General features: G+C 61.3%; 21 protein-coding genes. 13 read left to right on the forward strand and 8 right to left on the reverse strand.

The features are described 5' to 3' along the window. Positions 1-6 precede the first annotated feature (6 nt). The gene (locus AB4N92_RS11875; RefSeq protein WP_047542419.1) at positions 7-2880 is read right to left on the reverse strand and encodes an EAL domain-containing protein; all 2874 of its coding nucleotides are present in this window, start codon (positions 2878-2880) and stop codon (positions 7-9) included. 247 nt (positions 2881-3127) lie between these two features. Between AB4N92_RS11875 and uvrD the strand changes: the two genes are divergently transcribed. The 3 genes from uvrD (at position 3128) to AB4N92_RS11890 (ending at position 6940) form a co-directional block, all read left to right on the forward strand. Then, positions 3128-5311 (forward strand): DNA helicase II, encoded by a 2184-nt coding sequence (uvrD, locus tag AB4N92_RS11880; RefSeq protein ID WP_010207622.1) that lies wholly within the window; start codon positions 3128-3130, stop codon positions 5309-5311. Positions 5312-5524: 213 nt separating this feature from the next. Next, entirely contained in the window at positions 5525-6397 is an 873-nt protein-coding gene (locus tag AB4N92_RS11885) for a Tim44 domain-containing protein (RefSeq protein ID WP_010207623.1), read from the forward strand. Between the two features lie 135 nt (positions 6398-6532). Beyond that, positions 6533-6940: an SMI1/KNR4 family protein gene (locus tag AB4N92_RS11890; protein ID WP_010207624.1), complete on the forward strand. Its 408-nt coding sequence runs from the start codon at positions 6533-6535 to the stop codon at positions 6938-6940. 16 nt (positions 6941-6956) lie between these two features. Here the strand turns inward: AB4N92_RS11890 and AB4N92_RS11895 are convergent, their stop codons facing one another. Continuing rightward, positions 6957-8720, reverse strand: coding sequence for a cation:proton antiporter (locus tag AB4N92_RS11895; protein ID WP_010207625.1), 1764 nt, complete (start codon positions 8718-8720; stop codon positions 6957-6959). 294 nt (positions 8721-9014) lie between these two features. On the opposite strand from AB4N92_RS11895, the gene AB4N92_RS11900 reads away from it, so the two are divergent. Continuing rightward, complete coding sequence (locus tag AB4N92_RS11900; protein ID WP_010207626.1) at positions 9015-9491, forward strand: acyl-CoA thioesterase; 477 nt, start codon at positions 9015-9017, stop codon at positions 9489-9491. Between the two features lie 125 nt (positions 9492-9616). On the opposite strand, the gene pdxY is transcribed toward AB4N92_RS11900, so the two are convergent. Then, on the reverse strand, positions 9617-10489 hold the full coding sequence (pdxY, locus tag AB4N92_RS11905) for a pyridoxal kinase PdxY (RefSeq protein WP_010207628.1): 873 nt from the start codon (positions 10487-10489) through the stop codon (positions 9617-9619). A 117-nt stretch (positions 10490-10606) separates the two neighbouring features. On the opposite strand from pdxY, the gene AB4N92_RS11910 reads away from it, so the two are divergent. After that, positions 10607-11002 (forward strand): DUF3301 domain-containing protein, encoded by a 396-nt coding sequence (locus AB4N92_RS11910; protein ID WP_198831536.1) that lies wholly within the window; start codon positions 10607-10609, stop codon positions 11000-11002. Here AB4N92_RS11910 and AB4N92_RS11915 read toward each other — a convergent pair. Genes AB4N92_RS11915 through dksA form a run of 4 tightly spaced genes read right to left on the reverse strand, consistent with a single transcriptional unit; the run spans position 10996 to position 14287 of the window. Continuing rightward, positions 10996-11958: a CobW family GTP-binding protein gene (locus AB4N92_RS11915; protein WP_236266750.1), complete on the reverse strand. Its 963-nt coding sequence runs from the start codon at positions 11956-11958 to the stop codon at positions 10996-10998. The two genes, AB4N92_RS11910 and AB4N92_RS11915, sit on opposite strands and share 7 nt — an antisense overlap. A gap of 44 nt (positions 11959-12002) precedes the next feature. Next, a complete protein-coding gene (locus AB4N92_RS11920) occupies positions 12003-12647 on the reverse strand; it encodes a DUF1826 domain-containing protein (RefSeq protein ID WP_236266751.1) in 645 nt (214 codons plus the stop codon). Continuing rightward, positions 12647-13855, reverse strand: a complete 1209-nt coding sequence (gene zigA / locus AB4N92_RS11925; protein ID WP_010207635.1) for a zinc metallochaperone GTPase ZigA — start codon at positions 13853-13855, stop codon at positions 12647-12649. Before zigA ends, AB4N92_RS11920 begins: the two co-directional genes overlap by 1 nt. Before the next feature lie 27 nt (positions 13856-13882). Then, positions 13883-14287: an RNA polymerase-binding protein DksA gene (gene dksA / locus AB4N92_RS11930; RefSeq protein WP_010207636.1), complete on the reverse strand. Its 405-nt coding sequence runs from the start codon at positions 14285-14287 to the stop codon at positions 13883-13885. A 126-nt stretch (positions 14288-14413) separates the two neighbouring features. Here dksA and AB4N92_RS11935 point away from each other — a divergent pair, with 126 nt between their 5' ends. Then, the gene (locus AB4N92_RS11935; protein ID WP_137205828.1) at positions 14414-14782 is read left to right on the forward strand and encodes a glutamine synthetase; all 369 of its coding nucleotides are present in this window, start codon (positions 14414-14416) and stop codon (positions 14780-14782) included. On the opposite strand, the gene AB4N92_RS11940 is transcribed toward AB4N92_RS11935, so the two are convergent. Then, positions 14779-15981, reverse strand: coding sequence for an N-acetylmuramoyl-L-alanine amidase (locus AB4N92_RS11940; protein ID WP_236266752.1), 1203 nt, complete (start codon positions 15979-15981; stop codon positions 14779-14781). The genes AB4N92_RS11935 and AB4N92_RS11940 overlap by 4 nt on opposite strands. A gap of 128 nt (positions 15982-16109) precedes the next feature. On the opposite strand from AB4N92_RS11940, the gene folE2 reads away from it, so the two are divergent. Genes folE2 through AB4N92_RS11975 form a run of 7 tightly spaced genes read left to right on the forward strand, consistent with a single transcriptional unit; the run spans position 16110 to position 21738 of the window. After that, positions 16110-17006, forward strand: a complete 897-nt coding sequence (gene folE2, locus AB4N92_RS11945; protein WP_042571091.1) for a GTP cyclohydrolase FolE2 — start codon at positions 16110-16112, stop codon at positions 17004-17006. After that, positions 17003-17674: a metal ABC transporter ATP-binding protein gene (locus tag AB4N92_RS11950; RefSeq protein WP_042571092.1), complete on the forward strand. Its 672-nt coding sequence runs from the start codon at positions 17003-17005 to the stop codon at positions 17672-17674. The genes folE2 and AB4N92_RS11950 overlap by 4 nt, the downstream gene beginning before the upstream one ends. After that, a complete protein-coding gene (locus tag AB4N92_RS11955) occupies positions 17674-18540 on the forward strand; it encodes a metal ABC transporter permease (protein WP_154973703.1) in 867 nt (288 codons plus the stop codon). Before AB4N92_RS11950 ends, AB4N92_RS11955 begins: the two co-directional genes overlap by 1 nt. Positions 18541-18551: 11 nt before the next feature. Further along, positions 18552-19430, forward strand: a complete 879-nt coding sequence (locus AB4N92_RS11960) for a metal ABC transporter substrate-binding protein (protein WP_236266753.1) — start codon at positions 18552-18554, stop codon at positions 19428-19430. Continuing rightward, complete coding sequence (gene hisI / locus AB4N92_RS11965; RefSeq protein ID WP_044288079.1) at positions 19427-19840, forward strand: phosphoribosyl-AMP cyclohydrolase; 414 nt, start codon at positions 19427-19429, stop codon at positions 19838-19840. The genes AB4N92_RS11960 and hisI overlap by 4 nt, the downstream gene beginning before the upstream one ends. After that, the gene (locus AB4N92_RS11970) at positions 19837-20397 is read left to right on the forward strand and encodes a gamma carbonic anhydrase family protein (RefSeq protein ID WP_010207647.1); all 561 of its coding nucleotides are present in this window, start codon (positions 19837-19839) and stop codon (positions 20395-20397) included. The genes hisI and AB4N92_RS11970 overlap by 4 nt, the downstream gene beginning before the upstream one ends. A 3-nt stretch (positions 20398-20400) precedes the next feature. Then, positions 20401-21738: a dihydroorotase gene (locus tag AB4N92_RS11975; protein WP_236266754.1), complete on the forward strand. Its 1338-nt coding sequence runs from the start codon at positions 20401-20403 to the stop codon at positions 21736-21738. Positions 21739-21757 lie beyond the last annotated feature (19 nt).

Below are 21757 nucleotides of genomic sequence, written 5' to 3' on the forward strand. Positions count from 1 at the left end.
GCATCACTAGGGAAAATCCGCATTTTTCCGTAACAAATCTGCCAGCCCTTTGGCCTCCATCGGCCGACTGATCAAATAGCCCTGCACCTCGTCACAACGTTCACCGCGCAGGAAATCCAGCTGCTGTTGATCTTCCACGCCTTCGGCCACCACTTTGAGCGCCAGCCCGTGGGCCATGGCGATGATGGCGCGGGTGATGGCCGCGTCTTCACGCCCCTGGCCCAGCCCACGGATGAAGGTCTGGTCGATCTTCACATAGTCCACGGGAATGCGTTTGAGATAGCTCAGGGACGAATAACCCGTGCCGAAATCGTCGATCGCCAGTTTCACGCCCAGGTCCCGCAGTTGCTGGAAGGTGGCGATGATGTGTTCGACGCTGTCGAGCAATTGGCTTTCGGTCAGTTCCAGCTCCAGGTATTGCGGGTCCAGGCCGGTTTCTTCGAGCACCTGGCGCACCAGGCTGACCAGCTTGCCTTGGCGCAGTTGATGCACCGACAGGTTCACCGACACCCGGATCGGCGCCAGCCCCTGGCGCTGCCATTCACAAGCCTGCCAGCAGGCTTCGCGCAGCACGAACTCGCCCAGTGGCACGATCAGACCCGTCTCTTCGGCCAGGCCGATAAAGTCCCCCGGCGGCACCATGCCCCACTGCGGATGCTCCCAGCGGATCAACGCCTCGGCAGCATTCAGCTTGCCGGTGGCCAGGCAGAGTTTCGGCTGATAGAACACCGTGAGCTGGCCCTCATCAATGGCTTTGCGCAAGTGGTTTTCCAGCTGCAAACGCTCCAGGGTGCTGGCTTGCAGGCTGTCGGTGTAGAACTGGAAGTTATTACCGCCCAGGTGTTTGGCATGTTGCATGGCCATGTTGGATTGGCTGACCAGTGCGGAAATTTCCCGCGCATTGTCCGGCAACAGGCTGACACCCATCGAGGCACTCACTACCAGCTCATGCCCCTCCACCGTCACGGGCACCCGCAGTTTGGCCAGTAACCGCGTGGCCACTCGCGCAAGACTGGACAGGTTGCCGTAGGCGTCGAACAGCACAGCGAATTCGTCCCCGGACAGACGCGCGATGGTGTCAGCCTCAGGTAAAGCGTTGATCAGGCGGCGTGCCATTTTCTGCAGCAGTTGGTCGGCAACTTCATGGCCCAGGCTGTCATTGAGCAATTTGAAGCGGTCGAGGTTGATGTGTAGCAACGCCAGGTTGCGCCCGCCCTGGCGTACGCGCTGGTGAGCCTCGCGCAGCCGTTCGCGGAACAGCGAGCGGTTGGCCAGGCCGGTCAATTCGTCGTAATGGGTCAGGTAGCGCATGCGCTCTTCGGACTCGCGCCGCGCCGAGAGATCGGCGAAGAAGCCCACAATGTGGCTGACTTTTCCTCGGACATCGCGCACCACATTCAATTGCAGCCACTGCGGATACAGCTCGCCGTTCTTGCGTGTCTCCACCAGTTCACCCTGCCAGGTACCGTGGCTGAGCAACGCCTGGCGGATCACTGGGAAGTGGCGGCGGGCATCGCGGCTGCTGGGCAGTTCGACCACATTGCGACCGATCATGTCGTCGGTTTCAAAACCCGTGACACGGCTGAACGCCTGGTTCACGGCGATCAGCTTGTAGTCCGGGTCAAGGATAACGATGCCTTCGCTGGCGGCCTCGAATACTGTCGACGCCAAACGCTGCTGTTCTTCCAGGGCCTTGCCCGCAGTGATATCGCGGCGCGTACCCAGCATGCGCGTCACCCGCCCACTGGGCGCACGCTCCACGGCGCGGCCACGGTCTTCGATCCACACCCAGTGCCCATCGCCGTGGCGCACGCGGTATTCCACCTGGTAGTCCTCGCTGCGGCCCTTGAGGTGTTCCACCAAGGCACGCTTGAGCAGCGGCAGGTCATCAGGGTGCAAGCGCGGCTTGAGGTGGCTGAGCATGGCCGTGACGTATTCCGGCTCCAGGCCGAACAACTCCTTGAGTTGGGTGTGATGGACTTCGTCGGTTTGCAGGTTCCAGTCCCACAGGCCCAACTCACTGGCTTGCAGCGCCATGGCCAGGCGCGCTTCGCTTTTATTCAGGGCCAGATGGGTGGCGTCCAGCTCCTGACTGCGTTGCGCCACGCGGTCCTGCAGGCCGACCTGGGCTTCGCGCAGTTCGTGCTCGACCTGACGACGTTGTTCAACTTCGCGCACCAGCTCCTGATTGAGTTGCTCGCTGCGCTGTTGCGCCTGTTGCAGATGTTCGATCAGTGCCTGATTCTGAAAACGCCGCAGCAGCCCGCGCTGGATCAGGCGATTGACCTGCCACGCCACCAGGCTCAAGGATGCCAGCAGGATCAGGCCCAGCACACCCCAACCGCGTTGCTGCGGGTCGCCGGTCCAGAACAGGTAAAGGATCGCCGGCACCAGACACGGCAAGGCGAACGACAAGAACGCCGGCAGGCTCACGGCATAGGCCACACTGGCGGACAGCGTCGCCGCGCCGATCAGGCCGAACACCCAGGCCTGTTGCATGAAGCTATCGACCGGCACCAGCGCGATCGCGGCCGTGGCCAAGGTCAGACCGCTGACGGCCGAACCCAGCATGAACATACGCCGCCACACCGGCTGAGCCTGGCGGCTGGGCATGGCCGAGTCGAACGCCGCCACTTGGATCACACGCATCGCCACCAGGGCCAGCAGCCAGACCAGCCAGATACTGTCCAGCAGGTATTGCTTGGGGTTCCACAACAGCCAGGCGCAGACCAGGCCATTCACCAGCATCAACAGGGTCGGCAACAGCGAACCCTGATACAGCAGGCGCGTGCGCTCGACCGCCATCTCCGTGGCGTAGTGTTTGCGAAGAACCTGCGCGGGCGCCGCTGAGGGGCCGAGCAGATCAGTGCTGAAGGTCATAGGCAGTGTTCTTATAATGGTGAGCCCGAAACGTCGACGGAGCATACACAAGCAAGCGCCTGGGCCAAACTGCTCTACGTCATAAAATCTGCACGGTCGTGCGGCGCAAACTTCGGTGCCAGAGGGCTCGAGCGAGACGCCCCGCGGGCTGCGGCCATTGACCGACCGGTCATCACCCGGGTGGTTTTCGGTCGACCACCCGGCATTGGTATTTGCCCCACTTCCCCGGGGGCCATAGAATGCGCCGATGCGCGATGATCTCTCCCTTTTGCTGAACTCCCTCAACGATGCCCAACGCCAGGCCGTAGCGGCCCCTGTTGGCCGTCAGTTGGTCCTGGCCGGTGCTGGCTCCGGTAAAACCCGAGTGCTGGTGCACCGTATCGCCTGGTTGATCCAGGTCGAAAACGCGTCCCCGCATTCCATCCTGTCGGTGACCTTCACCAACAAGGCCGCTGCCGAGATGCGTCATCGCATCGAGCAGTTGATGGGCATCAGCCCGGCCGGTATGTGGGTGGGCACCTTCCACGGCCTGGCACACCGCCTGTTGCGGGCACACTGGCAGGAGGCGGGCCTGGCCCAGACCTTCCAGATCCTCGACAGCGATGACCAGCAACGCCTGGTCAAGCGGGTCATCCGCGAGCTGGGCCTCGACGAGCAGCGTTGGCCGGCGCGTCAGGCGCAATGGTTCATCAACGGCCAGAAAGACGAAGGCCTGCGCCCACAGCATATCCAGGCCAGCGGTGATTTGTTCCTGGCCACCATGCGCAGCATTTATGAAGCCTACGAGGCCGCCTGCGTACGCGCCGGGGTTATCGATTTCTCCGAGCTGCTGTTGCGCGCCCTCGACCTGTGGCGTGACAACCCAGGCCTGCTGGCCCATTACCAGAAGCGCTTCCGCCACATCCTGGTGGACGAGTTCCAGGACACCAACGCCGTGCAGTACGCCTGGTTGCGCCTGCTGGCCAAGGGTGGCGACAGCCTGATGGTGGTGGGCGACGACGACCAGTCGATCTACGGCTGGCGTGGCGCGAAAATCGAGAACATCTACCAGTATTCCGAAGACTTCCCAGACGCGGTGACCATCCGCCTGGAGCAGAACTACCGCTCCACCGCCGGCATCCTCAAGGCCGCCAACGCCTTGATCGCCAACAACACCGGGCGCCTGGGCAAAGAGCTGTGGACCGACGGCGGCGAAGGCGAGGCCATCAACCTGTACGCCGCGTTCAACGAGCACGATGAAGCGCGCTACGTGGTGGAAACCATCGAAAGCGCGCTGAAGACCGGCCTGGCGCGCAGCGACATCGCGATCCTTTACCGTTCCAACGCCCAATCGCGGGTCTTGGAAGAAGCCTTGCTGCGCGAACGCATCCCGTACCGCATCTATGGCGGCCAGCGCTTCTTTGAGCGCGCCGAAATCAAGAACGCCATGGCCTACCTGCGCTTGCTGGAAGGTCGCGGCAACGATGCGGCGCTGGAGCGGGTGATCAATATCCCGGCGCGCGGCATCGGCGAAAAAACCGTCGAGGCCATCCGCGATCACGCACGCCATGCCGATGTGTCGATGTGGGAAGCCATGCGCTTGCTCATCGTCAATAAAGGCCTGACTGGCCGCGCAGCCGGTGCGTTGGGGGTGTTTGTCGAGCTGATCGAGAACCTGGCGGCCAAGTGCGCGCAAATGCCCCTGCATTTGATGACCCAGACGGTAATCGAACAGTCCGGGCTGATCGCCTATCACGAAGCGGAAAAAGGCGAGAAAGGCCAGGCCCGGGTAGAAAACCTTGAGGAACTGGTGAGCGCCGCCCGTGCCTTCGAAAACACCGAGGAAGACGAAGAGCTGACGCCGCTGGCTGCGTTCCTCGGCCACGCGTCGCTGGAAGCCGGTGATACCCAGGCCGATGAGCATGAAGACAGCATCCAGCTGATGACCTTGCACAGCGCCAAGGGCCTGGAATTTCCGTATGTGTTCCTGGTGGGCATGGAAGAAGGCCTGTTCCCGCACAAGATGAGCCTGGAAGAACCCGGCCGCCTTGAGGAAGAACGCCGCCTGGCATACGTGGGCATCACCCGCGCCATGCAGAACCTGGTGATGACCTACGCCGAGACCCGACGCCTGTATGGCAGCGAGACCTACAACAAGGTGTCACGCTTCGTACGTGAAGTGCCGAAGGGTCTAATCCAGGAAGTGCGCCTGTCCAACAGCGTCAGCCGCCCATTCGGCGGAGGCCAGCAGCAGAACTCCAGCAGCCTGTTTGCCGGCTCCGAAATCCCGGAAACCCAGTTCAGCCTTGGCCAGCAGGTCAGGCATTCAGTGTTCGGTGAAGGCGTGATCCTCAACTTCGAAGGCGCGGGTGCCCAGGCACGGGTGCAGGTGAACTTCGCCGAAGGCAGCAAGTGGCTGATGATGGGTTACGCGAAACTCGAAGCCCTCTGAGGTCTTCCCCGCTGTCAGAGCTGAAACATTTGCCTACATGAAGGTTATTGGCCCGCCCTTGTATTTAACGAGCGCGGGCCAATATCTGTAATAAGTCCTACAGACCATTCTGAATCGGTCCTACGCAAAAGCCCGAAACATTATGTCGCTAGCCAGTGTCACTACACCTGTGCAACATGGCGCGCGTGCAATCCACAAATGGGAATTCCCTTTATGAAACGTTTTCTTAGCATCGCCATGGCGTTGTGCATCGGCCTGACGATGAGCCTCGACGCCAACGCCAAACGCTTCGGTGGCGGCAAAAGTTCCGGTGCGGCACCGACTCACCAGACCAGCCAAATGGCTCCATCCGCCGGCGCCACGGGCGGTGCAGCCGCGACCGCAGGCGCAGCCGGTGCTGCCGGCGCCGCGGCCAAGGCCGGCGGTGCTTCGCGCTGGTTGGGCCCTCTGGCCGGTATCGCCGCCGGTGGCCTGCTCGCGTCCATGTTCATGGGCGGCGGCTTCCAGGGCATGCAGATCTTCGACATCCTGATCCTGGCGGTCATCGCCTTTGTGATCTTCCGCTTTATCGCCGCCCGTCGCCGCAAGCAGCAGGAGCACCTGGCTCCAGCCGGCGCGCCGATGCAGCGTGAAGTGTTCGAGCAAAAACCAGCCATGGGCTCGATCTTCGGTGGTTCTGCAGCCCCTGCTGCAGCCCGTCCGGTGATCAACGCGCCGGCCTGGTTCAACGAAGAGCGTTTCGTCGAAGCGGCCCGTAGCCACTTCCAGTCCCTGCAGCAACACTGGGACGCCAACGAAATGGACAAGATCTCCGAGTTCGTGACCCCACAGCTGCTGGAGTTCCTCAAGCGCGAACGCGCCGACCTGGGCGACGGCTTCCAGTCGACCTACATCGACGACCTGCGCGTCCAGCTGGAAGGTGTGGATGATCGCGCCGACAAGACCATCGCCACCCTGACCTTCAGCGGTGTGTCGAAGACCTCGCGTTTCGACCAGGGCGAAGTGTTCAGCGAAAGCTGGAACATGGAACGTGCCCAGGGCGACAACCAGCCTTGGCTGGTGGCCGGTATCCGCCAGAACGGCTGATCCCTGCACGCTTAGCACGCAGATACAAAAAACCCCGGACCTGTCCGGGGTTTTCTATTTCACGGTTGCACTTATAGCGAGCTACTGTATAAAACGCCCCTATAAACCGCGCCATCTAGCAAGAGGATCCCGGCCGTGGAAGAAATCATCGAACAATTGCGTGAAGCCAACGAACCGGTCCCGGTTCCTTTGGAGCTGCCTGACGAAGACCTGCTGGTGGAAATCGAGGAACAACTGTTCATCGACATTCCGTTTGTCTTCCGAGAGTTTCTGCTGACCGTCAGCGACGTGGTGTACGGCAGCCTGGAGCCGGTGACCGTCACCGACCCGCAATCCCACACCTACCTGCCAGACGTTGCCGCCAACGCCTGGGACGCCGGTGTTGATCGTAGCCTGATCCCGATCTGCCAGGACGGCGACGACTACTACTGCGTCGAAGAAGACGGCACTGTAGTGCTGTGGTCCGGCGAAGAAGAAATCGTCACCGAGGAAACCTGGGAATCGGTGTGGCACTGGGCGCGGGACGTCTGGCTGGAAAGCTGACCCCACCCCCAGGCGCTTAGTGCTCCGGCGTATCCTTGTGATTATCCAGCGTCTCCAACAAGGCGACCTGCATCCGCGTATGCACGCGGATGAACCACCGCCAGAGCACGGCCGCCACTGCCGCCGTGACCACGGCGATCAGCACCAGCAACTTGTTGGTCGGCAGAATACTGGCCGACAAGGCTGCCAATAGCAGGAAGATCACCAGCAGCGAGAGGATCGGGATCAGCTCCGCGATCACCCTTCGCACGCGCTGGGTATGCCGCCCGGCCATTTCCGGCTTCACACTCATCTCCGCCAGCAGCATCGACAGCGCCTTGAGCTTACGGTACGCCGCAATCAGGAAGGGCAGCGACAGCAACAACGCCCCACCCCAGATCAACGCCTTCTGCCAGCTGGGATCACTGATCCAGCCTTCCAGATACCCTCCGATTCGCACAGCAAAAAAGCTGCCGGCAAAGAAGATCGCCACCACCAGCGCCAGGTTCACCCCTACTTGCAGGATGATTTTGCGGATCATCGACGCCAGCATCGCGCCCTCGCCCTGAGGCTGAATGCTGCGCAGCCATTCGCCATACATGCCGAACACCCGGCTCAAACGCTTGGGCATTACCGACGCGATCTTCAATGACAGCGGGTCGGCGCCACGGATCAGGTACGGCGTGAGCAGTGTGGTAATCGCCGAAACCGCCACCGCTACGGGATAGAGGAAATCACTGGTCACCTGCAACGTCATCCCCAACGCCGCGATGATGAAGGAAAACTCACCAATTTGTGACAGCCCCATGCCCACGCGCAGTGAGGTACGGCCATCATTGCCGGCGATAAACGCACCTAGGCCGCAGGACAACATCTTGCCCAGCACCACCGCCACGGTAATCACTGCAATCGGCCAGGCATATTGCAGCAGGATCTGTGGGTCGATCATCAAGCCAATTGCCACAAAGAAGATGGCGCTGAACATGTCGCGAACCGGTTCGATCAGACGTTCGATCTTAATCAACTGGCGGGATTCGGCCATGATCGCGCCGATCAGGAACGCGCCCAGCACCATGCTGTATTCCAGCTTTACCACCAGCAGGCAGAAGCCGAAACACAGGCCCAGCACGGTGATCAGCAGCATCTCGTTGCTTTCGAACTTGGCCACGTAGGCCAGCAAACGCGGCACCAGCAAAATGCCGATAACCAGCGCGACAATCATGAACAGCGAGAGCTTGCCGACCGTTGAGAACACCTCGCCGGAGCTGACCGTGCCGCTGACGGCAATGCTCGACAGCAAGGCGATGATGCCGATGCCGAGGATGTCTTCCACGATCAACACGCCAAAGATCAGCTGGGCGAAGCGCTGGTTCTTCATCTTCAGGTCATTGAGCGCCTTGACGATGATGGTGGTCGAGGAGATCGCCAGGATCGCGCCGAGGAACAGCGAGTCCATCGTGCTCCAGTCAAACCAGCGGCCGATCTCGTAGCCGATCCAGATCATCAGGATGATTTCCAGGAAGGCCGCGATAAACGCCGTGGCACCGACCTTGAACAGTTTGCGCAGGCTGAACTCCAGGCCCAGGCAGAACATCAGGAAAATCACACCCAGCTCGGCCAAGGTCTTGATAGTGTCTTCGTCGTGGATCAGGCCGAACGGAGGGGTGTGGGGGCCGATGATGAACCCGGCGACGATGTAGCCCAGCACCACCGGCTGCTTGAGGCGGTGAAACAGGATGGTGACAACCCCTGCCACCAACATGATCACGGCCAAGTCCTGGATAAAGCTGATGGCGTGCATGGCGAGGGGCTCCTTGAGGGTACAGACACTTTTCCCACTTCCGTCCACGCCGTTGAACTGTCGCAAAGTGCGGAAGGAAAAGTTTGCCTTGATCGTAAGAAATGCCCTGAGACGGGCTTTTGAAGGTTAACACCGCGACTTCCGGCAGAAAGCCGGTGCAATATATGGAAACAGATCGGTGCATGCGTGACGGCAAGCCGCCCACTGGCGTCCCGTTATGGATGGCGCTGCAAAGATTCCAGCACCCGCAGAGGTGCCCCCCCCAAACCAATGCCTACAACCCGTGAGTGTGCTATGGAACCCGGAAACGCCCAGCTGTCGATGACGGTATTGATGACCCCTGATATGGCCAACTTCTCAGGTAATGTCCACGGCGGCACCCTGCTCAAGTACCTCGACGAAGTGGCCTATGCCTGCGCAAGCCGCTATGCCGGGCGCTATGTCGTGACGCTGTCGGTGGACCAGGTGATTTTCCGCGAGCCGATTCATGTCGGCGAGCTGGTGACGTTCCTCGCGTCGGTCAACTACACCGGTAACACCTCGATGGAGGTGGGCATCAAGGTGGTGACCGAGAACATCCGCGAACGCTCGGTGCGCCATACCAACAGCTGCTTCTTCACCATGGTGGCCGTAGACGACCAGCGTAAACCAGCCCCCGTGCCGCCGCTGCAACCGCACAACAGCGAAGACAAGCGCCGGTTCGTCCAGGCCCAGCAGCGCCGTCAGATCCGTCAGGAGCTGGAAAAGCGCTACCAGGAAATCAAAGGCTGACAGCGGCGAACACGATTCAAATGTGGGAGCGGGCTTGCTCGCGAATGCGGTGTGTCAGTAAATGCATCTTTGACTGATCCACCGCATTCGCGAGCAAGCCCGCTCCCACACTGGGTTCTGGGTATTTATAGACCGATCGGCGTGGCTTCAAAGCGCACACGCGGATGGGCGATGCGATCCTGGGCACGTACCAGTTCCAGTTCCCAACTGGCACAGGCTTGGGTTTCCAGCAGCACTTCGTGCACCGCAGCGGCGGTGAATTCAAAGGCGGCCAGCAGGCTGTCGCCCAACAGTACCCGCGCCAGGAACAACCCCGAGGTCAGGTCCCCCACGCCCACTGGCTGACGCGGAAACGCCAGCAGCGGCCGGCGCAGGTGCCAACTGCCTTCCGCGGTCACCAGCAGCATCTCGAAACCGTCCGGCAGCTTGCCGGGGTAATCCAAGTGCTTAACCAACACAGCCTTTGGCCCGCGCGCCAGCAACGCCTTGGCCATGGCCAGGCAATCGAACAGCGACTGCGGCTTGCGCCCGGCAAAGCTGTCCAGCTCCAGCTGGTTAGGGCACAGGAAGTCGGCCATGGCTGCGGCTTCGTCCAGTAGGAAATCGCTGACTTCCTGGGGCACGATGCAGCCTTTTTCCGGGTGGCCCATCACCGGATCGCAGAGGTACAGCGCCTTAGGATTGATGGCCTTGATACGCGCCACACCGCTGAGAATCGCCCGGCCCTGGTCCGCACTGCCCAGGTAGCCGGACAGCACAGCGTCGCAGTTGCCCAGTTCGCCAATCGCGGCGATACCTTCCACCAGCGCCGGAATCTGCTGCGGCGCCAATACTTCGCCCGCCCATTGGCCATACTGGGTATGGTTGGAGAACTGCACCGTGTTCAACGGCCAGACGTTCACCCCGACTCGCTGCATGGGGAATACGGCGGCGCTGTTTCCGGCGTGGCCAAAGACCACATGAGACTGGATCGCAAGCAGATGAGGTGTGCGTTTCATGCGCGGGATTTCCGTAAAGCCATTGAAATTCTGGCCGCGCAGTATGCGACTAAACCCAGCCTGTACGACAGACCGGCGACACAGTTAAGCTGCTCTCACTTTGTTGGAGTCTTTCGCATGCTGACCCTGGGAAACATCTTCGTGTTGATGCTGCTGGCGACCGGTGCCGCCTGGGTGTGGCACAACCACGGCCTGCGCGAGCGGGCGCTGGAGCGGGTCAAGCAGCATTGCGCCAAGCTCGACATCGAACTGCTGGACGGCGCCGTAGCGCTCAAGCGCATAGGGTTTGTGAGGGATGCCAACGGGCGGCGGCGCCTGGCGCGCATCTACAACTTTGAATTCACCGTGACCGGCGAAACCCGCCATCCGGGAACCATCACCCAATTCGGCGCCCACAGTGCGCAGATCGAACTGGCGCCCTACCCGTTCGAGATCAAGACGCCGTTGCCCAGCGCCGAAGTGATCGAGCTAAGCCAGTGGCGTCAGGACCACGGCACCAAGAACCGTCAGTGACGGCAGGCGTTTAACGCGACCTGCAAGGCGGCCACGTCCTGTGGCTCGCTGAAAATCAACTCGATACGTGAATCGCGGCGCCACTCGCTGGCCTGCCAAGTGAGCTCGCTGTTATCCACCGCGTTGGTCGAAACCCAGCCTTCGGCGCTGTGGATAACCAATTTGGCGCGGCGCCATTCAAGGCTTGTCAGCCACTGGTGAAGACGGCGGGTGTCGAATTGCTGGCTTGGGTGCCAGCGCCAGCCGACACTCCAACCGCCTTCCTGGGCCTGGCTCAGGCAGATCGGTTGCGTGGGATCGCCCCAGATAGCCGGCATTTGGGCAAGGCCTTCGGGCACTTCAACCTTATCCACAGCGGCTGAGGCCTGCGCGCTCAGGCCTGGTAACTGGTCCAAGGGTAATTGCGCCTGGCGGGTCCAGTAGAGCGGGCATTCGGGCAACTGCCGTTCGATCGCACGGCGCTGTCCCGCGTCCAACCCTTCATCCTTGTTCAATACCAGCAACCCAGCACTCGCCAGCGCCGCCTGCTGTGACGGTGGCAACGGTTTACCCGCTGCCAGCGCCTGGGCATCCAACACCACCACACAGGGCTGGACTGACAACACCTCCTGCCATGGCGCCTGTCGCAGCTGCTTGAGCAACTGCGCCGGATGGCCCAGACCTGACGGTTCGATCAGCAGCCGGTCGGGCTTGGCCTTACGCAACAGACGACCCAGTCCTACCTGAAAAGGAGCACCATTCACGCAACACAGGCAGCCTCCGGCAACTTCGCCCAGGGCAATGCCGTCGTCATCCTGGGTGAGCAAGGCGGCGTCCAGGCCGATCTGCCCGAATTCGTTGATCAACACGGCCCAGCGCTCGTTGGCCGGACGCTGGGCGAGCAGATGCTTGATGAGGCTGGTCTTGCCGGCGCCCAAGGGCCCGGCAATCACGTGGGTGGGAATGTTCTGCAGCATGAGGGGCATCGTTCGGACCGTGTAGAGCGTTTGATCCTACGCGGTTATGCGAGCCAATCCAGTGTCAGGATCAAGCGACGTTCGTCAGCCTTGAGTGCGGGCGAACGGTGAATCAGTCCATAACCTTCATTGCCATGCCATTTGGTGCCCTTCAACAGAGCGACTTCGCCGCAATGGATCTGCTCGATACGCCCGGTAGGCTCGGCATCCGGCTGGCTCAGCTGGCGGCGATCCATCACGCCCTCGCGCAACCACTGGCTGCCGACTCCGGCATAGGTGGTGATCAGCCGCACCGGCACATGATCGACGTGAAAACGTGGGCACATCGCCTTATCCAGCAACCTCAATCGCACGCCGATACGTTTGGCACCCAGCAGGCAGGCAAACGCGCTGACCAGCCACGACACATCGGCGATAAAGCCTTCGTAGCCCTCAAGGTCACGGCAACTGGACGCCAAACCCTGCAGGTTGGGCACGGCGTCTTCATTGTTGAGCTCGATCACCAGGGAATCGGCCAATGGCTCATTGAGCGCCACCAGCAAGGCGCCGAACTCGGCGATGTGCAACGGCAACCGCCGCTCCCACACGGCCAGATTGACGCCATCTTCCAGAATGCCGGACAGCGCCATCGGGGTGTCACCGCGTGTCTGGCGAATCACGGGGCGCAGGGAAATAGCCGGGGCCAGCATCAGGCGACGGCCTCCTCATACCAAGGGCCAAAGGGATCGACCAGCAGGCGCCAACCTTCGACGCCCAGGGCCATTTCTTCATCGGTGAGCAGGCATGCGTCCAGCTCGGCACGCAGTTGGGTGAAGTCGAGGTTTTGCCCGATAAACACCAGTTCCTGGCGGCAATCACCTGTGCTCAGTTGCCAGTTGCCCATGATCGCCGCGATGCTTTCTTCGTCCTGAGGCCACTGACTTTTAGGCACAAAGCGCCACCAGCGTCCGGCAAAACCATGGCGCATCAAACCGCCGGCCTGGGACCAGCTGCCCGCCTCCTTATGCTTGCTGGCCAACCAGAAAAAACCTTTGGAGCGCAGCAGTTTGCCGTTGACCCACGGACGGTCGATGAAGTCGAAGAAACGCTGGGGATGGAACGGCCGGCGCGCACGGTAGGCTGTGGAAGCGATGCCGTATTCCTCGGTTTCCGGCACATGCTCACCGCGCAGTTCCTGCAACCAGCCCGGGGCCTGAGCGGCGCGTTCAAAGTCGAAACGGCCGGTGTTGAGGATTTTGTTCAGCGGCACTTCGCCCATGACCATCGGAATGATTTCCGCTTGGGCGTTGAGGCGCTCAAGGATCGCCATCAACTCTTCGCGTTCGCGGCTGCTGATCAGGTCGATCTTGCTGATGAGGATCACGTCGGCGAATTCGATCTGCTCAATCAGCAGGTCAGTGATGGAGCGCTCGTCATCTTCACCGAGGGTTTCACCGCGCGAGGCCAGGCTCTCGGCAGCCTGATAGTCGAGTAAGAAATTCATGCCGTCGACCACGGTGACCATGGTATCCAGGCGCGCGATATCGGCCAGACTTTGCTCATTTTCGTCGCGAAAGGTGAAGGTTTCGGCCACGGGCAAGGGTTCTGAAATACCGGTGGACTCGATCAGCAAGTAATCGAAGCGACCTTCCTTGGCGAGTTTTCCGACTTCTTCCAGCAAGTCTTCCCGCAAGGTGCAGCAGATGCAGCCGTTGCTCATCTCCACCAGTTTTTCTTCGGCGCGGTTGAGCGTGACGTCGCGTTGGACTTCACTGCCGTCGATGTTGATTTCGCTCATGTCATTGACGATCACCGCCACTCGCAGGTTTTCGCGGTTGCGCAGGACGTAATTGAGCAGCGTGCTTTTACCGGCACCGAGAAAACCGGACAACACGGTAACGGGGAGACGATTGGGCATTAGGTATTCCTCATCAGGGTTGGCCGGTCAACTCGCCCGTCTATGGCGTTCGCGCAGCTCTTCACGTTCTTTGGCTTCGATACACAGGGTGGCGGTAGGACGCAGCAACAAGCGCTGTAGGCCGATGGGCTCGCCGGTTTCGCGGCACCAGCCGTATTCGCCGCGGGCCAGCAATTCCAGGGCGTCGTCGATCTTGTCCAGCAGCTTCTTTTCCCGTTCCAGCAGGCGCAGTTGCCATTGCCGCTGTTCTTCGGCGCTGCCGACATCGGCTGGATCACTGTTGGTTTCCTGCTCGCGCAGTACCAGGAACTCAGCGTCGATGCGTGCTTGCAATTCAGTGCGTTGGCTCAGCAGCAACTCACGGAAGAAACCTTGCTGGGCTTCATTCATGTAGTCGGCGCAAGACTGGGCCAGGAGGTCTTGTTCGGTCATGGGAGCGGTTCACGGGTCAGGCTGTTTTTCAATGTTATAGTATAACAATGCAAATAAGCCAATCCCCTCTTGCTCGCCACGACGAAGGGCGCAATGCTTCAACACTCTCCAGCCTTGAGAAACCCGATGAGATACTTGGTGTGCGCCCTGTTATTGATTGCCGCAGGACCTGCCTGCGCCCAGGCGCCTAGCCTGTTGGCCGACTGCACGCGCAGCGCCAACCTGCTCGCGTGTGTCGACCCCTTGGGCAATGCCTACAGTGTGGCGACGGTCGGCAGCACCACGTATTTGCGCGGCTACGAGGTGATCGGCAAACGCTATTGGGCACAGACCAACAGCCGCTACGGGCAGCTGACGTTCTTTACCGGGTTGGCATCGGATGGGGAAGCGTGGGTCGGCTATACACGGCGTGTGGGCTGGACCACCCTCAACCGGTTTTCCAGTTCGGGTGGCGCCAGCGCCAAATTCACCTGCAGCCGTATGACCGGCTGTTAGACCTGACCGTTCTTCTGTTCCTGTACCCACGCCATGTAGCTGTTCATGGGTGGGTTCTTCTGGAAGTATTTTTTCAGACCTTCGAACAGGCCATCGGCAACCGCCTGTTGATGACGCGCGGTGACCAGCCGCGCACTGTCCCGCGCGTTGGAAATAAACCCGGTTTCCACCAGGATCGACGGCACGTCAGGCGACTTGAGCACCGCGAAACCCGCCTGCTCCACACGCCTCTGATGCAGGCTGGTGATGCCTTCCAGGCTGCCCAGGATCGAGTTGCCCAGTTGCAGGCTGGAAGCGATAGTGGCGTTCATCGACATATCCAGGATCACCCCGGCGAGCATCGGGTCCTTGTCCTTCAGATTAAGCAGGCGGGTGGCACCGAGCAGATCGGCGCCGTTTTCCCGTTGTGCCATGAACCGCGCCGTGGCTGATGTCGCGCCCCCTTCCGACAAGGCATACACCGAAGCGCCCGACGCAGTGACCCGCGGCGCCGCATCCGCATGCACCGAGATAAACATATCGGCATTGTGCTTGTGGGCGATTTCCACGCGTTTGCGCAGCGGTACGAAGAAGTCGTCGTTGCGCACCAATTTCACGTCGAAGCCTTTCTCGCGTTTCAACCGTTTAGCCAGCAACTGAGCGATGGACAGCACCACATCTTTCTCGCGCTGCCCCTTGGAGCCGACCGCGCCCGGGTCCTTGCCGCCGTGGCCGGGGTCAACCACCACAATGATGTCGCGCTTGGGGTGGGCCTTGTCCACCAGTGGCTTGGGCTCGGCCGCCATTTGGCGCGGCGCCTGGGTGGCGCTGGTCAGGTCCAGTACCAGGCGATGCCCCTGGCCATCCTGGGGCGGCAACAGAAAGCTGTTGAGCTGCATCGGCGCTGCGAGGTCCAGCACGATGCGCGTGTCGCCTTTGCCGAAATGCCCGGAGCGAATCGAGGTGATCCCGCTGTTCTTCAGTGCCAACTGAGAGAAGTCACCACTGAGCCCGGCGCCGCTGAGGTCGATGATCAAGCGTTCCGGCGCGCTCAGGGTGAAGGTCTTGTATTGCACCGGTCCGCTGAGATCGAACACCAGCCGCAACTTTTCGTCCGAACGCCACAGGCGTGCATTGCTGATCTGCGTGGCGTGGGCGGCGAACGGGAACGTGAACAGAGGGCTGGCCAGAAGCAGGTTTAGGAGCTGACGTCTGTGCATGAAAAATACCGCAAATAAAGGAGCGTCCGTACTCGACATGACTGAAAAAAGGCTGGAGCAGAAAAACCATCGTCGACACAATCGTTATACTATAACATGTCTTTTTATTTCCAATGATGGACCTGCTCATGAATGCGCTGACTCTGCCGGATATCGCCGCGCAGGCTTCACGCCAAGCCTTGCCACTCGACTGGGTAGGCATGTGTGGCATCGCCCTGCCCATTCTCATCGACGGACAACGCCTGACTGCCACCGCGGATGCCGGCGTGAGTCTGGACGATGGCGCCGCCCGTGGCATTCATATGTCACGCCTGTACCTGGCATTGGAGATGCTCGACCAACAGCCTCTTACGCCTGCACTTCTGCGTAATGTACTGCAGCGTTTTCTCGACAGTCATGAAGGTTTATCTAACAACGCCTACCTGCGTATCCACACCGATTTGCTGCTGAAACGCCCAGCGCTGGTGAGCCCCCTGGCCGGCTGGAAAGGCTACCCGGTGAGCATCGAGGCGCGTCTGGAAAACCAGATGTTCCACGTGGAACTAAAAATTGACGTTACTTATTCCTCAACCTGTCCTTGCTCCGCTGCCCTCGCCAGGCAGTTGATTCAGCAGCAATTTCTTGAAGACTTCGCCAACACGCCTTTACAGCATGAAGACGTATTGAGCTGGCTTGGCTCCGCCAACGGCATCGTCGCCACACCCCACAGCCAGCGCAGCAGCGCGCAACTACTGATTGCATTGGACAGCGAACACCCCAGCCTGCCCATCACCGAGCTGATCGATAACGTCGAAGCTGCCCTCGGCACCGCCGTACAAACCGCCGTAAAACGGGCGGACGAACAAGCCTTCGCACTGGCCAATGGGCAGAACCTGATGTTCTGCGAAGACGCCGCCCGCCGCCTGAACCTCGCCTTGAAACGCTCGGATGCCGTCAAAGCCTTCCACCTGAAAGTGATCCACGCCGAAAGCCTGCACGCGCACGATGCCGTGGCTGAAAGCCGCTGGACGAGACACCCTGCATGATCACCTGTACCGCTTTACGCTGGGGCGCACCCGGCCAACCGCTGACGCCCGCCATCGACCTCACGCTGGAAAAAGGCAGCCTCACCGGCATCATCGGCGCCAACGGCACCGGCAAGAGCAGCCTGCTCAAAGTTATCGCCGGCCTGCAAAAACCGCTGGCGGGCAAAGTGACGGTGGACGTTCCACGCCGTGGCGGCCTGTCGTTCCTGCCCCAGCAGCAACATTTGGACCGACAGTTCCCCATCAGCCTGCAAGAGCTGGTCGCCGCCGGTTTCTGGGGCACGCAACAACGGTCACCGCAACACCGCAGCCAGCGCCTGGAAGCGGTACTCGAAGAGTGGTGCCTGAGCGGCCTGGAAAATCGTCCGTTGATGGCCTTGTCCGGAGGTGAATTGCAGCGCGCTCTGCTCGCCCGCATGAGCTTGGCGGAGGCTCCGGTTCTGCTGCTCGATGAGCCCCACGCCGCCCTCGATGAAGAAGGCCAGTCGCTGTGCTGGAAACACATCCACGCCTGGCACGACGCCGGTCGCACGCTGATCGTGGTCTGTCATGATCTCGCCGCAGTGCGCCACCACACCCCGCACGTGGTGCAGATCAAAAGCACCGGCTGCGTATTCGGCCCGAGCAAAGAGCTGATCCGTCCGCAGCCACAGATGCAGGTGGCCTGATGCACTTCGCCGCCCACCTGTGGATGCCCTTCGTCGACTTCGTCTTCATGCGCCGCGCCCTCATCGGTGGACTGGTGCTCGCCTGCAGCACCGCGCCACTGGGGGTATTCCTGATCCTGCGGCGCATGAGCCTGATCGGTGACGCCGTCGCCCACGGCATTCTGCCCGGCGCCGCCCTCGGCTTCTGGTTCGCCGGCCTCAGCCTGTCCGCCCTGACCATCGGCGGCCTCGGCGCGGGCCTAAGCATGGCCGGCTTGTCCGCCTGGATCACCCGCCGCACCGGCCTGCGCGAAGACGCCAGCCTCGCCGCTATCTACCCCATCTCCCTTGCCGCCGGCGTGCTGATCCTCGGCCTCGCCGGCAAACGCCTGGACCTGCTGCACCTGCTGTTTGGCTCCGCCCTGGCCGTGGACGGAACCACCCTCACCGGCATGCTTTGGGTTTCCAGCTTCAGCCTGATCGCCATGGCCGTGATCTACAAACCCCTGCTGCTGGACACTCTGGACCCGCTGTTCCTGCAGACCGTCAGCCGCCTTGGCCCGTTGGCCCATGGCTTGTTCCTGACCTTGGTGGTGCTGAACCTGGTGATTGGCTTCCAGGCCATCGGCGCCTTGATGGTGGTGGGCTTGATGATGTTACCGGCCATCGCTTCACGCTTCTGGAGCCGGCGCCTGCCCGTGTTGATCGCGGTATCGGCGGTGCTGGGATGCCTGTCGGTGTGGTTGGGTTTGCTGCTGTCGTTCTACTACTCGTTGCCCAGCGGCCCGGCCATCGTGCTGGTGGCTGGCGCCGGGTACCTGCTGTCCGTGGTCTTCGGTCCGGTGCACGGTTTGCTGCGCCGCCCACCCTTGCTGTCATCCCAATGAGGTGTTTCCCGATGCGCGCCCTACTCGTGCTGTTCAGTCTCGTCCTGTCGTTGTCGACGGCCGAGGCCGCAGACAAGCTTCCGGTGGTTACCAGCTTCAGTATCCTTGATGACATCACCCACCAGATCGGTGGCGATCACATCCAGATCAGCAACATGGTCGGCCCTGACGCCGACGCCCATACCTACGAACCCACCCCCGACGATGCCAAGGCGTTGCTCAAGGCCAAGGTGATCATCAAGAATGGCTTGGGCTTCGAACCCTGGCTGGACCGCCTGGTGACCAGCACCGAAACCAAAGCCACGGTGGTAACCGCCAGCAAGGGCGTGATCTCCCACACCATGGAAGAGGACGGCGAGACCATCCCTGACCCGCACGCCTGGCACAACCTGGCCAACGCCGAAATCTACGTGAACAACATCACCAAGGCGCTGATCGCTGCTGACCCGGCCAACAAAGCCGACTACCAACAGAACAGCCAAACCTACCTGAAAGAAATCTATCGCCTGCTGGCCGAAGCCAAGACCAAGTTCGGCGCACTGCCCGCCGGCAACCGACGCATCGTCACCTCCCACGACGCCTTCGGTTACCTGGGCCAAGCCTACGGCATCGAGTTCCTGGCGCCCCAGGGCCTGTCCACCGAGCGCGAGCCGTCCGCTGCCGAAGTGGCTGCGCTGATCACCCAGATCCGTAAAGACAAAGTCAAAGCCGTGTTCATGGAAAACATCAAGGATTCGCGCTTGCTCAAGCAGATCGCTGACGAAAGCGGCGCGCAGATCGGCGGCACGCTGTACTCCGATGCCCTCGCCGCAGAAGGCCCGGCCAGCACCTTTACCGGTCTGTTCGAATACAACCTCAACACTCTGTGCACGGCCCTGAGCAAACCATGACTTTGAGCATGCTCGACCTGGAAGGGGCTGCCGTCGGTAGCCGCTTTCCACTCGAACCCGTGCTCGATGCCTTGCCGTGGAACAGCGATGGCCTGATCGCCGCCATCGCCCAGCAACACGGCAGTGGCGAGGTATTGATGCTGGCCTGGATGAACCGCCAGGCCCTCAAGGAAACCTTGGACACCGGGCAAGTCTGCTACTGGTCGCGCTCACGCCAGCAGTTGTGGCGCAAGGGCGAAAGCTCCGGGCACTGGCAACAGTTGGTGGAAGCACGCCTGGATTGCGACGGCGACGCGGTGCTGCTGATCGTCGACCAGCAAGGCCCGGCGTGCCACACCGGACGGCCCACCTGCTTCTACAACGCCATCGACGGCGACTACGTTCACATCATTACGGAGCCCCTCGCATGATCCGCAAAAATCCGTCCGGCGATCTGCCCGTGATTGCCGAATCGGCCTACGTCGACAAGACCGCCATCATCTGCGGAAAAGTCATCATTGGCGAAAACGTTTTCGTCGGGCCCTACGCTGTGATCCGTGCCGACGAAGTCGACGCCAGCGGTGGTATGGACCCGATCGTCATCGGCGCCAACTCCAATATCCAGGACGGCGTGGTCATCCACTCCAAGTCCGGCGCGGCGGTGACGATCGGCGAGTTCACGTCCATTGCGCACCGTTCCATCGTCCACGGCCCCTGCACCGTCGGCGACCGTGTGTTTATCGGTTTCAACAGCGTGTTGTTCAACTGCGCCGTGGGCGACGGCTGCGTGGTGCGCCACAACTCGGTGGTCGACGGCCGCGACTTGCCCGCCGCGTTCTATGTGCCCTCCACGACCCGCATCGGGCCCCACACCGACCTCTCGCAGTTCCCCCCCGTGAGCGTCAGCGCCTCGGAATTTTCCGAAGACGTGGCACGCACCAACGTTGATCTGGTGCGCGGGTACAAAGCCCTGCAAAACGAGTTCTGAACCATGAGCCGCCTGCTGATCCGCAACGCCCGCCTGGTGAACGAAGGCCAGGAATTCGACGCCGATGTGCTGGTCGCCAATGGCCGTATCGAGAAAATTGCCAGCAGCCTGCAAGGCTACAACGAGCCCGTGGAAATCGACGCTCAAGGCCAATGGCTGCTACCCGGAATGATCGATGACCAAGTGCACTTTCGCGAACCTGGCGCGCCGGAAAAAGGCAGTTTCTACAGCGAATCCAGGGCAGCGGTAGCCGGTGGTATCACCAGCTTCATGGACATGCCCAACACCCATCCCGCCACCCTTGACCTGGATGCCCTGACCGACAAGAAACGCCGCGCCGCCCTGCACTCGGTAGCCAACTATGGTTTTCACTTCGGCGTAAGCAACGACAACCTCGACACCGTCGCCGCCCTCGACCCGCGCGAGGTGGCCGGGGTCAAAGTGTTCATGGGCGCTTCGACCGGCAATATGTTGGTCGACGATCCGCGGATCCTGGAACGCCTGTTTGCCGAGGTTCCTACGATTCTGCTGGCCCATTGCGAACACACACCAAGCATCCAGGCCAATGAAGCGCGGCTGCGTGAGCGTTTCGGCGAGCATATCCCCGCCGTCGCGCACCCGCTGATCCGCGATGCCGAGGCATGCTTCCGCTCTTCATCCTTTGCGGTGGAATTGGCCAAGCGCCACGGCACCCGCCTGCATGTGCTGCACCTGACCAGCGCACGCGAGCTGGCGCTGTTCGAAGACAAACCCTTGAGCAAAAAACGCATCACCGCCGAAGTCTGCCTGCACCACTTGATCTTCGATGATCGCGACTACCACCGCCTCGGCCATCAGATCAAATGCAACCCGGCGATCAAGACCCGCGCCGACCGCGACGCCTTGCGCCAAGCCTTGTTGAGTGATCGTCTGGACGTGATTGGCAGTGACCATGCGCCGCATACGTGGGCACAAAAACAGTTGCGTTATCGCGAGGCGCCGTCGGGATTACCCCTGGTGCAGCACGCGCTGCCGGCGTTGTTGGAGTTGGTGGCCGACGAGCTGCTGCCGCTGACCACCCTGGTGGCGAAAACCAGTCACCGTGTGGCCGACTTGTTCGCCATCCCGGATCGCGGCTACCTACGTGAGGGTTATTGGGCCGACCTGGTGTTAATCAAACCGGAGCCCGAAGGCAAACCCGTCAGCAGCCAGCCGATCCTGGCCCGCTGCGGTTGGACGCCCTTCGCCGAACGCAGCTTTCGCCACAGCGTCAGCACCACCCTGGTTTCCGGCCACTTGGCCTGGCACAACGGTCAGGTCGTCGACAGTTGCCAGGGTCTGCCTCTGCACTTTGAGCGCTGACCCCACGCACACCTGTAGG

It is taken from the genome of Pseudomonas sp. S3_A09, assembly GCF_054668065.1.